The organism is Streptomyces glaucus (genome assembly GCF_039533365.1).
GTDB lineage: Bacteria > Actinomycetota > Actinomycetes > Streptomycetales > Streptomycetaceae > Streptomyces > Streptomyces glaucus.
Window position 1 is genome coordinate 44654 of sequence record NZ_BAAATK010000024.1, and the last position, 11808, is coordinate 56461.

Annotated in this window: 14 protein-coding genes; 1 reads left to right on the top strand and 13 read right to left on the bottom strand. The window is 71.1% G+C overall.

The genetic code is table 11. The annotated features are described in order from the left end of the window. Nucleotides 1-353: 353 nt before the first annotated feature. From ABD363_RS18985 to ABD363_RS19040, 12 genes are all read right to left on the bottom strand, one after another. Nucleotides 354-1832, bottom strand: a complete 1479-nt coding sequence (locus ABD363_RS18985; protein ID WP_344605144.1) for an ATP-binding protein — start codon at nt 1830-1832, stop codon at nt 354-356. Between the two features lie 2 nt (nt 1833-1834). Next, nucleotides 1835-2683, bottom strand: coding sequence for a bifunctional DNA primase/polymerase (locus ABD363_RS18990; protein ID WP_344605058.1), 849 nt, complete (start codon nt 2681-2683; stop codon nt 1835-1837). Beyond that, on the bottom strand, nt 2680-3372 hold the full coding sequence (locus ABD363_RS18995) for a class I SAM-dependent methyltransferase (RefSeq protein ID WP_344605060.1): 693 nt from the start codon (nt 3370-3372) through the stop codon (nt 2680-2682). Before ABD363_RS18995 ends, ABD363_RS18990 begins: the two co-directional genes overlap by 4 nt. An 86-nt stretch (nt 3373-3458) precedes the next feature. Further along, nucleotides 3459-3917, bottom strand: coding sequence for a hypothetical protein (locus ABD363_RS19000; protein ID WP_344605062.1), 459 nt, complete (start codon nt 3915-3917; stop codon nt 3459-3461). A 22-nt stretch (nt 3918-3939) separates the two neighbouring features. Then, nucleotides 3940-4122 (bottom strand): hypothetical protein, encoded by a 183-nt coding sequence (locus ABD363_RS19005; RefSeq protein WP_344605064.1) that lies wholly within the window; start codon nt 4120-4122, stop codon nt 3940-3942. Beyond that, the gene (locus tag ABD363_RS19010; RefSeq protein WP_344605065.1) at nt 4119-4625 is read right to left on the bottom strand and encodes a hypothetical protein; all 507 of its coding nucleotides are present in this window, start codon (nt 4623-4625) and stop codon (nt 4119-4121) included. Before ABD363_RS19010 ends, ABD363_RS19005 begins: the two co-directional genes overlap by 4 nt. Before the next feature lie 207 nt (nt 4626-4832). Beyond that, nucleotides 4833-6950 carry an FtsK/SpoIIIE domain-containing protein gene (locus ABD363_RS19015; protein ID WP_344605067.1) on the bottom strand — a complete coding sequence of 706 codons (2118 nt, stop codon included), beginning with the start codon at nt 6948-6950 and terminating at the stop codon, nt 4833-4835. Between the two features lie 120 nt (nt 6951-7070). Then, a complete protein-coding gene (locus ABD363_RS19020; RefSeq protein WP_344605146.1) occupies nt 7071-7388 on the bottom strand; it encodes a hypothetical protein in 318 nt (105 codons plus the stop codon). Continuing rightward, nucleotides 7388-7729 (bottom strand): RRQRL motif-containing zinc-binding protein, encoded by a 342-nt coding sequence (locus tag ABD363_RS19025; protein ID WP_344605148.1) that lies wholly within the window; start codon nt 7727-7729, stop codon nt 7388-7390. Before ABD363_RS19025 ends, ABD363_RS19020 begins: the two co-directional genes overlap by 1 nt. Further along, nucleotides 7729-8583 (bottom strand): protein spdB, encoded by an 855-nt coding sequence (locus ABD363_RS19030; RefSeq protein ID WP_344605069.1) that lies wholly within the window; start codon nt 8581-8583, stop codon nt 7729-7731. Before ABD363_RS19030 ends, ABD363_RS19025 begins: the two co-directional genes overlap by 1 nt. Further along, nucleotides 8580-9029 (bottom strand): Pycsar system effector family protein, encoded by a 450-nt coding sequence (locus ABD363_RS19035; RefSeq protein WP_344605071.1) that lies wholly within the window; start codon nt 9027-9029, stop codon nt 8580-8582. Before ABD363_RS19035 ends, ABD363_RS19030 begins: the two co-directional genes overlap by 4 nt. After that, a complete protein-coding gene (locus tag ABD363_RS19040; protein WP_344605073.1) occupies nt 9026-9292 on the bottom strand; it encodes a DUF6284 family protein in 267 nt (88 codons plus the stop codon). Before ABD363_RS19040 ends, ABD363_RS19035 begins: the two co-directional genes overlap by 4 nt. A gap of 645 nt (nt 9293-9937) precedes the next feature. Between ABD363_RS19040 and ABD363_RS19045 the strand changes: the two genes are divergently transcribed. Beyond that, a complete protein-coding gene (locus ABD363_RS19045) occupies nt 9938-11002 on the top strand; it encodes an NsdA family TPR-like regulatory protein (protein WP_486388794.1) in 1065 nt (354 codons plus the stop codon). Here the strand turns inward: ABD363_RS19045 and ABD363_RS19050 are convergent. After that, a complete protein-coding gene (locus tag ABD363_RS19050) occupies nt 10986-11777 on the bottom strand; it encodes an NUDIX domain-containing protein (protein WP_344605075.1) in 792 nt (263 codons plus the stop codon). The genes ABD363_RS19045 and ABD363_RS19050 overlap by 17 nt on opposite strands. Between the last annotated feature and the right edge of the window lie 31 nt (nt 11778-11808).

Consider the following 11808-nt stretch of genomic DNA (forward strand, 5'->3'; position numbering starts at 1 on the left):
GCTCTGACCTGCGCCTTTGAGTGACGCGAGGCGGGCGAAGTACGTCATCGGATGACGCGGCCTTTCGTCAGCCGTGACGCGGGTGACGCGGGGTGACGCAGCCGTCGCCGGTCTGCGTCACCGCTCTTGCGGCTGGTCAGGGGCTGTTTGCCGGTCTTGGGTGACACAGGTGACGCAGCGTCTCTCTACTTCGGACAAGAGAGGGGGTGTTTGTTGTGGTGCGGTGCGGCTCAGAACGAGAGAAGGAGCCGCTTTGCGGCACGCCTATCGGGCGGCGGCGTTGCCGCCGAACGGCAAGAAGAGCACGCGCCGCCGGGTGCTCTTCTTGCTTGTGCGGTCGGCGGTGCCGCTGGTCAGAAGACCGGTGGCTGCTCGTGAGAGGGCGGCGCGGCCACGGCTCGGGTCATTTCGATGTACCGGGCTTTGCTGGTGCGGCCCCAGTCGATGAGGACGTCCCGGGCGGCCAGCGTCGGCTGGAGCCGCTTGAGCCGGTCGGAGAGCACCTTGCCGGTGGTCGGCCAGCCCTTGGGCAGGGGACGGCACTCCTCGCCGCTGTAAAGGCCGGTGAGGCAGTGCAGCCATTCGGCTGACGTCATCCGCTGCTCGGTGCCCGGTTCAATGCCGGCGGCGTGCTTCAGCACGGTCTGCGCGAGCAGGTCGCCCTCAATGACGTCGTCGTTGAGGTCGTCCAGGCTGGCCCGGTAGGCAGCGAGCGACCCGAACCCGGTGGCGGCGTCGAGCTGGGCGCACAGGTGGGCGAAGTCGGCCATGCGCAGGTCGGTGGGGATGTCCGCCTCGGCTGCGCGGACCTTGACCGTGAGGTCGAGCAGGGAGCCGAGGATGACCGGCAGCGCCTCGGCGTACTCCGCCCACAGTTCCGCTTCCGTGCGGCGGACCTTGGGCCGCTCCAGCCGCAGGGGCAGCAGCCGTTCGGCGAGGTCCGGGCGGATCACGCCCACGTCGATACCGGTCAGCAACAGGGGGCGCCGGTAGCGGGCGCGGAAGACGTCCCCGTCGGTGAACAGAGCGCGCTTGACGTTCTCGGCCCCGGTGACGATGCAGCACATGGCGTCCGACAGGTCCGGGGTCATGTGGGAGAGGTTGTCCAGGGCGGTGACCCACCCGGCCGCCACGGCCGCGATCAGGTTCTCCTCGTCCTTGGGCGCCCGGCGCAGGTCTCCGCTCATGCCCTCGATGACCCGCACGAGCATCCGGCCGCCCGTGGACTTGCCGGCGCCCTGCGGGCCGGTGAGGAACGGGGCGGGGACGGGCACGGACGGCTCCAGGCAGCCGATGAGCCAGGCGATGGCCAGGCACTCGGTCTCCGCGTTGGCGAAGTTGCACAGCCGCAGCAGGGCGTCGATGCCTTTGCCGTTGGTGTCCTTGGCCGGCAGGGGCAGTTCCCCGGTGAGCTGGGTGCGCCGCCAGCACACCTCGCGCGGGTCGGGGATCGTGATGTCCCAGCCGGTGGGGTGGATGCGGACGGACTGGCCGTCGCTGCGCCCGAGGTCCAGCCACGTCGCCCCGTCGAATCCGGGGGCCACGCGGATGTGGACGGGCTGCACGTCCTCGGTCAGCGCGAGAGCTTCGATCAAGTCCAGGGCCTCCTTCAGGGCGGTGCCGTTGAAGACGCCGACGCCGTCGCGGAAGAGCCCGACCATGAGTTCCTGGCGGTGGCTGCCCGTGGTGCCCTGGGAGCGGATCGGGCGTGCCACGGGGTGGCCGTTCCTCTGCGCGTACACGGTGCCGTCGGCGGTGCGGAAGTACCGGAAGTGGGCTTGGGCGTAGTCGGTGATGATCTGGCGGGCGGGGTTCTTGTCGTCGTCCGTCATGCTCACAGTCCCAACGTGGCGCGGGCGTTGGCCCAGGCATCGGTGCAGTGCCGCGGGGTCTCGCCCTTGGTCTGCGCGGCGGTGAACAGCCGCCCGACGTGGGCGTCGGTGAGGCAGCCGCACCGCCCGTGCCGGGACAGCACAGCGAGGAACGTGCGGTACACCGTGGCGTGGACCCCGCTGCGCGCCTCCGTGATGCGCTGCACCGCCATGGCGATGCCGCGTTCCAGGTAGGCGGGCGTGCGGTGCGGGCACTCCCCACCTCCGGCCAGCGCAGGCACGGAGACGGAGTGCGGCACCGGCCGGACCGGGGAGGGCGCCTTGACGACCAGGGCGCGGACCGCGTCCGGGAGGTCGGTCAGGGTCCCGGTGCCAGGCCCGAGATAGCGGGCGTAGGCCATGGACGACTTGATGTCGACGCCGGGCCGGACCGCGTTGTGAGAGGTCATGGCGCCCCGGTAGATCCAGTGCTCACCGCGCGTCGTCGCCACGGTCCGGGTGGCAGGCAGGGCGGTGCGAGCCCAGGCAATGGCATCGGCGTCGTCCAGGTCCACGACCGTGAGCCCGGCGCCGCCGGGATGGTAGCCAACGCACACCGCCTGCCCCCATGCAGTGACCCACGGGGGCGAGGTGATGGCGGCCGGGTCGGTGGTGGCAGCCGCCCAGGCGTGGCATGGCGCCGGGCACTCGCACGAGCCGGGGCTCTTCATGTTCGGCCGGCCGCCGCACGCGTTGTCCGCGCACGCGGGGCAGTTGCCGAACGGAACCTTGCCGCGGCGCAGGGGCAGCACCGGCACCCCGGACGCGGCCAGGCTCAGCGCGGTCTGCACGTAGTTGGGAGCCGTGCTCACGCTGCCACCTCCCACGTGGGGGCGAGCTGGGCGAGGGCGGCGCGGCCGATGTGTTCGGCGTAGGCGGGCGGGATGCACTCGCGGATGCCGTCGCGGTTCATCCACGGCACGCCCATCACCCGGCGGGCCAGGGGGACTCCGGAGAAGTTGCCGACGAACTGCCCGTAGTGACCGGGCGGGACGGGGCGGCCCATCTTGGCCTGCGGCACCGTATGGGCCGGATGCTCGGGCTGGGTGAGGGTGAAGCCGCCGCCGGTCTCGAAGAACCGGTGCCGGTAGGTCTCCACCCCGAACATGGGCCCGCACAGCATCACCGGCTCGCGGAGCTTGGGGACGGCACCGCCGACGTTCTCCATCACCCACGGCCGCCCGGTGGTCTCCAGGGCGGTGCGGGTGGGGGCGATCAGGTCGGGATGGCTGTTGCCCTGGATGCGCTGGCATGCGGTGTCGTGCTGGCACGGCGGGGATGCGTGGATGAAGTCGAACTCCGCACCGTGCTCCAGCACGTAGGCGATGGCATCGGCCTGGACGAACCGGTACGGGTAGCGGGGCTGGGGGTCCTTGTCGACGCCGGTCACGTCGAAGCCAGCGTCGTCGTAGCCCTTGCCGGCGCCGCCCTGGCAGCAGTACAGGTCCAGTAATCTCGGCCGTCGGCCGGGCACTCGCCGGATGTCGGTGGGTTGCGTCATGCTGGATGTCTCCAGTTCCTTGATGGGTTTCTGGCAGACAAGGGCGGCCCCGGTTCTTGGCGGAGTGGGGGCCGCCCTTGGCGTAGCTAGTGGTGCTGGCCCCAGTGGGCGTACTGCTGGCGGACGTAGGCGCGCGGGTCGCAGATCACGGCCGTGTCGTCCATGGCCATGAGGATGCGGCCGGCCTCCATGGCGGCGGCAGCCACGTCGCCGGAGTGATCGGTCTCGGTGAGGGCCATGCGGTCGAGCAGGGCGGCCTTGCGCAGGAAGTACTCCCGGTCCAGGCCCTGCCCGATGGGGGTGTGGGCGCTGGTGGCGGTCGTCCAGGCGATCTCGTCGCCGATGCCCGGGGCGCCGGCGTAGGCGTCTTCCGGCGACGGCCACGCGGCCACGTCGCGGCGGTGGTCGGCGGTGACGTACAGGCGCACCCGCTCGCCGTCGCGGCTGGGGTGGCGGCGCACGCTGCCGGTGGTGAAGGCGGCACTGAGCGCGGCGGTGACGCGGTCGGCGTCGTCCGGATCGCAGATGGCTCGGATCTCGAACACGGCGTTCCTTCCCTTTGGGCTGCTAGTGGAGTTCGATGTGGGTGGCGCGCCAGGTGCGTCCCTTGTCGGTGCCGTTGATGCGGACCCATTCGGCGACTGCCTCGCGGGCTGCGGCCTCGGAGGCGGCGCGGACGGTGCCGGCGCACTCGCCGTCGTGGTGGGTGCCGTCGCTGACGGTGGCGGTGAAGCGGTAGGTGCGTTTCATCGGGTCGTCCCCTCAGCGCGGTTGTTGGTCTTGGCCCACACGCCGCGGGTGGTGGTGTGGAGGGTGCGCTGGTCCTGGTGGACGGGCCCGGTGTAGTGCTGGTGGATTTCCGGGGCGGGCTTGGCGCGCTTGGCCAGCCGGGCGAGGGCGAGCAGGAACGCGGTGGGAGCGCCGAAGACGATGGCGCACACCACGGGGTTGGCGGTGTGGGAGGCGTACATGAGCACTGCGGCGGTGAGCCCGGTCATGGACACGGCCGCTCCGCCGGACAGCATCAGGACACTCGCGTCGGTGGCGCCCTGACTCATCGGCGGCCGCCCCGGCTGGGCCACGGGTGGGGCGGCACCGAAGGGGGGCAGCGGGCTGTCGTCGCGGTACGCGAGGGGCGTCTCGGCGGTGGGCCGGTAGGCGTCGGCGATGATCCGGCGGGCCTCGGCGGCGGCCACCTCATCGCTCATCGTGGTGGCCGGCTGGGCCGTGCCGGGGGTGCTCTCGGGGGACATGCGGAATCCCTTCCGGTGCTGGGTGAGGGAGGTGGAGCCACCCCCTTGCGGGGTGGCTGTGGAGGGGGTTTCGGGGGCGCTGACCTGCGCGCCTCCCTGACTCCCTGATGGATCATTTGTGCTGGTCAGGGCCAGGGAGGTGGGTCAGGGAGGCATTTAGGGAGTTCTCCCTGCCTCCCTGACCCGGACGCGGTTGCCTCCCTGGGTTCAGGAGGCGGAAGCGGAATCGTCGGCGTCGCGTTCGGCGAGAGCGCGGGCGACGCGGTCGCGGCCGACGACCATGCGGCCGTCGGACTTGTACGGCTCGGCGCCGGCGGCCTCCAGTACGCGGGTGAGGTCGACCGGCGACCAGTCGCCGTACGCCTCGGGGTTCAGTGCGGACAGCCGCTTGATCACGTCCTGGGTGCGCAGCCGGGGGGCGTCCCCGATGACGGTGGCGATGTCGGCGAGCGGGTCGTGTTCCACCGTGCGGTCGATGGCGTGCAGGGTGGTGACCCCGTCGCGCAGGGCCTTGGCCCGTGCGGCGATCTCGGCGGCCGGTTCGTCGTCGATGAAGTGGGTGCGGACGGTGATGGACGCCTGGCCGGCAGGGATCGTGATGCCGTCGGAGGCGACGACCAGGGTTCCCTTGTCCAGGCCCTGGCGCAGCAGGTGCGGGGCGGCGCCGCCGTTGACGGCCTTGTCCCCGAGCGCCATGCGGGACTGCTGCTCGGTGCCCAGCGCGAGGGAGGCGCGGGTGTGGGCGCCCTCGCGCACGAGCTTGGGAAGGTTCTGGTCGGTGGGGTCCTGCGTGCCCTGCCACATCAGCACGTCCACGGCCCGCCCCTGGTTGTGGATCTTGCGGACGGCCATGAAGTACCGGGACGTTGCCTTGGAGCCGCCGTAGGGGCAGCCGTCGTCGTCCTTGGCCGGGCACATGAACGCCACCTGCGCCTCGTCGACCAGGACGATGAGCGGCGGGAACGTCGCGTTCGGGTCGGTGCGCCGGGCCTCGATGCGCCGGTTCATCTCCTCCACGGCGTCCTCGACCATCTCGGTGGCCTGGATGACGTGGTCGTCGGTCGGGCCCTGGATGAGTACCTGGGCGAGTCCGTCGAACATGGCCCAGTCGCCCACGCCCTTGAGGTCGGCGAGCCAGAACTGCACCGAGCGGTCCAGGGCCAGCCACAGGGCGAGCGCCCGCAGCGAGGCGGTCTTGCCCTGGTTGGACAGGCCGGTGACCAGCAGGTGCCGCTGGTACAGGCTGATCTGGGCGGCGTCGCCGCGCAGGTCCTGACCCCACGGGGCCTTGCCCTTGGCGTAGTCGGCGGTCAGTGTCTCGTCGGTGACCAGCGGGGACGGGCCGATCGGCTCGTCCAGCGCGCCGGAGTCGGCCACCCACAGCCGCACCGTCCGCGCGGCCTGCGGGATGGTGATGAACACCTCGTGCTCGTGCCGGGACAGGTTCTCGGCGAGCTTGCGCCGCTTGGCCTGCACCTCGTTGGTCGACACCCCGGAGGGGAGGGTCACGTCGACCTCGACGCCGCAGCCGGCGATGACGATGGGGGAGAGCATGGAGGCGCCGGCGTCGCCCATCTCCTGGATGGCCTTGCGCAGCGCGGGGATGCCGAGGTCGCGCAGGGCCTTGACCACGATGGACGGGGTGATCGGCTCGCCCTCGCCGTTGCGGACGCTGGCGGGCAGGGCCCACTGCGGTGCGGCCTGCTGGTGGCGGCCGACCGACCACAGCGCCAGCAGCGCCAGGAACGGCCCAATGGAGATGAGCGGGCCCCACACGATCTGGACGATGCGGATCATCAGGGCGATGAACTCGATGACCGCCTGGAGCGGGGTGATCACGTCTGCTGCGTCCTTGTTGGCGATGGCCAGGACGACCCCGAGGGCGACCAGGCCGCCGATGCCCATGCCGGTGGTCACCGCTACGCCCTTGGCGGCGTCGATGGGCGAGTGGAGCAGGTCCATGCGGCGGCGGTGGCGGGCCTCGCGGAAGCGCTGCAGGCGCTCCTCCCACTCCGCGGCCACCTCGTGGTTGCCGGCCGCTTCCGCGGCCCGCAGCATCCGCTCATAGCGCGAGCCGGTCCGGCCGTCCCAGGTGCGGCGGGCCACGATCTTCGCCCCGCCCACCACGTAGGCGTTGTGCCGCACGAACGCGCGGGCGGTGGCCTTGGTGCGCTCGTCGGTGACGGCCCGGCGGATCGCGCGACCGGAGCGCACCCACAGCGGCACCGGGCGCGCGGCCGGCGCGTCGGGTACCACGGTCAGCGTGGTCACCGGGCCGGGGTCAGGGGTTGGGTCCTTGTGCAGGTGAACGACGTTCGAGGACATGCTGAGGCGTCTCCTGACTACCCCGGGCAGGGGCGGAGTTGAGGAAGCCGTCGGGGTGGCCGGGCCTGGTGGCGCGGTGGGCCACCCCGAGCGGCGAGGGTCAGGCGCTGGCGGGTGTGGTCACCACCAGCTGGTCGACTTCTTGGCGGCCTTGGCCTGCGCGGCCTCGGTGACGATGCGCTGCCGCTCGGCCTTCAGTGCGGCGATCTCGGTGATGAGCCGGTCCTCGGCGGACTGCCAGGCGGTGTCCATCTGCCGGTCGGCGCGGGCGGTGCCGTTGCCCTTACGCAGGCTGCGGGTGCCGGAGACGACCGCGCCGAGCATGGCGCGGCGCTCGCGGCCGTCCAGCGGCCACAGCTCCCGGTTGCGGACCGCTTCAAGCTTGCGGGTCGCCTGCTGGATCTCCCGGTCCAGGCGGCGGGTGTCGGGCTTGCCCATCAGGCACTCCTCGAAGAGGTAGAGGGGGAAGCGCAGGGCACGCACGTACCCAGCGACGTGGGGATGACGTAGCCCGCATCGCGGCGGCACTGCGGGCAGATGCGGCGGGCGCGGTTGGCCTTGTCCAGCGCCGCCCACCTCGCCGGCGTCATCGGACGCACCGGCTTGGCGTCCTCAATCCGGTAGAGGTAGGCGACCAGCGGGCCCCGACGGCGGCGCGGCCGCTCCAACTGCGCCGCCACGTCCTGACCGCCGGGACGCAGCCCGCGGGCGCGGAGTTGGCGGCGCGTGGCGTAGCCGTCCGGGGCCAGGCGCCACCGGTAGACCGGCAGCGCCCCCATCACGCGACCCGCTTCCAGGCGGCCCGCAGACGGACCTCAGAGGCGGAATGGCCGGCCGCACGGAACCGCGCCGCCATCTCCCGGTACGACAGGGCCGGGGTCTCGCTGTCCCGGATCTCCCGCACCACGTCATCCAGCGCCGTGTCGGTGAGCGCAGCGGCCGACTCAAGGGCCGGGACGGGCTCGCTGAGCCCCCAGACGGGCAGGTCCCAGCGGGCCGTGACACCGGGCGTGACTGGGCTCGTCACGCTGGTCAGCGCCCTGCCGGTGTCCTCACCCCGCCGGGCCGCTTCCAGCGTCGACCAGGCGCCGGCGAGGGTTTCGGCGGTTCGGGCCTGGACGCGTGCGACGCGCGCCCCGGCCGCCGTCACGGCCGTCAGCCGCGTCTCCTCCGTGGCGGCCTCGGCGCGCAGGCGGGCGCGGGCCACGGCCGCCTCGTCGCGTGCCTCCTGCTGGATACCGGCGATGGCATCCAGCGCGGCGGGGGTGAGCGCGGTGCGCTCCCACAGCCCGTGCACCAGCCACAGCGCCTTGGCGGCGAGCGGCAGCCACGCCACCGCCAGCCACGCCCCGCGGGCGTCGTCGGCGGTCAGCGCGTGGGCGACCAGGACGCCGCTGGCGATGAGGCCGAAGGACCAGCCGACGGCGGTGACCGGGGTGCTGTGGTCGCCCTGGGCGGCCAGACGGCGCTCGTAGGCGAGGGTGGCCAGCCATCCCCCGTCGATCCCCAGACCGACGACCAGGGCGACCGCCCACGGCACCGCCGCACCGAGCCACATCACGACCACGGCCAGGGTGAGCACCATGGACACCGCCGTCATCACGGCGGCCGGCAGAACCGTCCTCGTCCTCACGCGGCACCCCCAAGGGTGAGCAGGGCGGCGAGGACGAGCAGGGCGCCGCCGACGTAGGTGAGGTCGATGGCGCGGCGCAGGTGGGCGAACTTGGCCACGGCCAGCCGGGACAGTCCGGCCACGTCGGCGGACAGGTCGCGGGATGCGGCCGCGGTGGTGATCTCGTCGGTGGTGAGCGTGGCCCACAGCGGGAAGCCGTGCCGGCCGCGCAGGTTCGGCCGGGCCGAGCGCAGCAGCAGCCCGGCCGCGGTGACCAGCACCGCCAGTCCGAGGCCGCCGGTGATGTAGGCGGCGAGGTTGAGGGGCAGGTCGCGGGCGACGGACCAGGCGCCGGCGAGGACCGCGCCGACGAACGCCAGCAGCAGCCCGGTCTTGGCGTCCGTCCGTGCGATCTCCGCCTTCACCTCGGCGTGCATCGCGGTCAGGTTCTGCTCCGTGGCGCTCACGCGGCACCCCCCGGCAGGACCGTGGCGGTGCGGTTGGCCAGCGCCGCCCGCTCGGCGAGCACCCGCCGGCGGGCCCGACGGATGCGCCGCTCGTCCAACTCGGACGGAGCGCGGTCGAGGGTGACGATCTGCGCGTCGAGCAGGTCGACCTCCGCCAGGATGGCGGGCATCTCCTGCTCGATCGCGTCCAGCTCCGCGGCCGACGGCTCGCACCAGTCGGCGAACGCGGTAACAGCGTCCTGAACAGTGACGATGTGCTCCATTGGGTCGTGTTCCTCTCGAAGGGTGAACGGCCCGAACAGCACCCCTCGGAGCGGCAACTCCGGGGGGTGCACGCCGTTGAGTAGGAACCGCGTCTGAGACGCGGTGCGGCCGCTGGGCAGCGACCGAAGCGCCCCGGACCGGGCTCGAACCGGTCTGACTTCCGTACGGGGCACGCCGGTCTTCTCCGCCTTGTTTCCGACCCCTTCGGGCAGGCGGACCACGGGTTACCGGCAGTTCCCTGTGTTCAGTTCTCAAGGTGCTTGCGCTTCCTTCGAGTCCTTTCGGACCCTCCGGGCGGCGTCCACGCACGGCGAATCGGAACCAGCTCCGAAAACTGGTGCGCACCAGTAGAGTGCATCTGGTGCGCACCAGAGTCAAGGTGGTTCGCTCACCTGAGTGGTGACCACCCCTCGCGGCGCATCTCTAGAAGACCGCCTTCAAGGGGTGCAGCGGCAGCCAACTGAGCTTCATTGCGACGGGGTTAGGTTCGGTGTTAACCCCTGTTGACCAGCCCTGATGTGAGGCACCATGAGTTGGGTAGCGACCGCGAGCGACGCCGAACGAGGTGCCTGGTGAGTGCAGAGTCAGGACTGCGGAACGCGCGTAAAGCGCGCGGCTGGTCTCAAGAGCGACTGATTCGCGAGATCGAGCAGTACGCCCGACGAAACCTCACTGATGTCGCATCAACTGCGAGCCTGCGAGTGTATGTATCCGAGTGGGAGAACGGCCGACGGCCCATCTCGGACCGCTACGCGGGCATTCTGCGCAACCTTCTCGGCGTAACAGACGCAGAACTGCGTGGCGTCGTAGAGCCAGTGTCGCCCCTTGCGGCTGACGGATATGACGATCTGTTGAGTCGGATCGACTCCGCCAGCAGCGTGAGCGCTTCCATGGTGAAGACGTTCAACGACCAGACCGAGCTACTTCGCATGATGGACCGGCAGATGGGTGCCGCCGGGCTGGTGGACCAGATGACGGGGCATCTCGCCGCACTTGAGGACGCCCTTAACTTCGCGGTGTTACCCGCGGCGCGGCGGCCTGTTGCGCTCGCCCTCGCCGGTGCGTCGACCCTAGCGGCATGGCAGGCAATCGACTCTGGAGCCATTGAGCGAGCTTGGCGGCACTACGAACTCGCTAAGCGTGCGGCGCGTGACGCGGAAGCGCCGATGTACCTCGCCCATGCGATGGGCGAGCAGGCGTACGTCCTCAGCGATGCGGGGCGGCCGGCGCTCGCCGTCCAACTCGTCCGCGACGCTCAGCGCTGCCTTGGACAGTCCGGCTCGGCGCGGCTGCGGTCATGGTTGTTTGCGGCCGAAGCTGAGCTGTGCGCGCACGCCGGCCTAGTCGACGACTGCAAGCGGGCGCTGGACGCGGCTATGGACGCCATCCCTCCGGGTCCCGAGGACCGTGACCCGGACATGCTCAGCATCTTCTTGAACGGTGCCCACCTCGCTCGGTGGCGGGGCAACGTGCTCGGCCTGCTTGGTGAGGATGAAGCCGTGACCAGCCTGTACGGCGCCCTGGAGGTGATGGACCCGACCTTTGTGCGGGCGAGGGCAGGGCTCCACGCTGATCTGGCGCAAGCGCATCTGGCCCGTGCCGAGTACGACGATGCAAACACCCACCTGCGGCAGGCGCGGTTGCTGGCGAGCCGCACCGGATCGGTGCGGCAGCGCCGTCGCGTCGACCGGCTCAGTGAGCGGCTGTGATGTTCTGCTTGCCCCTGGTCGCCAGGATGTGAAGCAGCGCGACCAGGGTGCCGGAGCCCAGAAGCTCGCCGCGGGCCAGGAGTCCGGGGACATCGGCGAGGGGTACCCACTCGATGTGGCCGGCCTCTTCGAGGTCAGTTGGCTCGCCTACCTTCTCCGCCCCATGAGCTACGAAGATCTCGTGGGGCGAGTCGACCATGCCGACCATGGGTTGGTAGCTGACGACGTGCTGAAGGTTCTTCGGGCGCCAGCCGGTCTCCTCGACGACTTCGCGCAGCGCGGTGTCCGCCGGCTCCTCGCCGTGGTCGACGATGCCGCCGGGCAGCTCCCAGCCGAAGCGCTGCGGTACGAAGCGGTATCGCCACATCATGAGCACGCGGTCCTGATCATCGATCACGGCCGTGATGGCGACGTGGTGCAGCCTGACGACGTGGTGCTCGAACCGTTCCACCCCGGGCGGCTCGACGTCCCAGAGCTGAAGCTTCACCCATCGGTTGTCGTACAGGTCGCGCTCGCCGTGAATGCGCCACGGCTCCAACCCGTCCGGAGTCTTCACGCTGACCGAACCCGGCACCCGGTACGAGCTGCGTCCCCGCACCTCCAGAGCGCCCTCAGCCACGAGACGGGCGAGCACCTGCCGGAGTGCAGTGCGGCCGATGCCCAGTTCCTCGGTTAGTGTGCGTTCAGAGGGGATCTTGTCACCGGGGCCGCCGTAAGCGCCGTCAGCAAGTCGCTGTCGCAGCGTCTCGTAGACCTTGGTCGTCTTCGGTCCCATCCGCGGAGCACTCTCCGTTCTTAGGTGGTGC

What these genes read in the sequence shown, in the direction of transcription:
- ABD363_RS18985 (WP_344605144.1), bottom strand. Translation starts at nt 1,832, where the DNA reads ATGACGGACGACGACAAGAACCCCGCCCGCCAGATCATCACCGACTAC.
- ABD363_RS18995 (WP_344605060.1), bottom strand. Translation starts at nt 3,372, where the DNA reads ATGACGCAACCCACCGACATCCGGCGAGTGCCCGGCCGACGGCCGAGA.
- ABD363_RS19005 (WP_344605064.1), bottom strand. Translation starts at nt 4,122, where the DNA reads ATGAAACGCACCTACCGCTTCACCGCCACCGTCAGCGACGGCACCCAC.
- ABD363_RS19010 (WP_344605065.1), bottom strand. Translation starts at nt 4,625, where the DNA reads ATGTCCCCCGAGAGCACCCCCGGCACGGCCCAGCCGGCCACCACGATG.
- ABD363_RS19015 (WP_344605067.1), bottom strand. Translation starts at nt 6,950, where the DNA reads ATGTCCTCGAACGTCGTTCACCTGCACAAGGACCCAACCCCTGACCCC.
- ABD363_RS19020 (WP_344605146.1), bottom strand. Translation starts at nt 7,388, where the DNA reads ATGGGCAAGCCCGACACCCGCCGCCTGGACCGGGAGATCCAGCAGGCG.
- ABD363_RS19025 (WP_344605148.1), bottom strand. Translation starts at nt 7,729, where the DNA reads ATGGGGGCGCTGCCGGTCTACCGGTGGCGCCTGGCCCCGGACGGCTAC.
- ABD363_RS19040 (WP_344605073.1), bottom strand. Translation starts at nt 9,292, where the DNA reads ATGGAGCACATCGTCACTGTTCAGGACGCTGTTACCGCGTTCGCCGAC.
- ABD363_RS19050 (WP_344605075.1), bottom strand. Translation starts at nt 11,777, where the DNA reads ATGGGACCGAAGACGACCAAGGTCTACGAGACGCTGCGACAGCGACTT.